At 62.5% G+C, this 437-nt stretch carries 1 pseudogene; it reads left to right on the top strand.

The features are described 5' to 3' along the window. Positions 1-437: pseudogene (locus D7V93_RS44095) on the top strand (polyhydroxyalkanoate depolymerase); the annotation flags it as partial.

A 437-nucleotide genomic window follows, 5' to 3' on the forward strand; every position in this document is an offset into this window, starting at 1 on the left:
GACCGCCACCTGTCATCGCACTACGATTACTACCTGAACCTGATCGAGGGCGACACGGAAGACGCTGAGGCCCACGTACGCTTCTACGACGAGTACAACGCTGTGCTGGACATGGCCGCCGAGTACTACCTGGAGACCATCCGCGACGTATTCCAGGAGTTCCACCTGGCCAACGGCACGTGGGTGGTGGAAGGCAAGCCGGTGCGTCCGCAGGACATCAAGAGCACCGCGCTCTTCACCATCGAAGGCGAATTGGACGACATCTCCGGCAGCGGCCAGACCGAAGCCGCACATGGCCTGTGCACCGGCATCCCGAGCACGCGCAAGCAACATCTGACGGCGCCCAAGTGCGGGCACTACGGCATCTTCTCGGGCCGCCGCTGGCGCGAGCAGGTGTATCCGCAGTTGCGTGATTTCATCCGCCGCAACGAAGAAAC

The sequence above is a fragment of the Corallococcus llansteffanensis genome, assembly GCF_003612055.1.
Taxonomy (GTDB): domain Bacteria; phylum Myxococcota; class Myxococcia; order Myxococcales; family Myxococcaceae; genus Corallococcus; species Corallococcus llansteffanensis.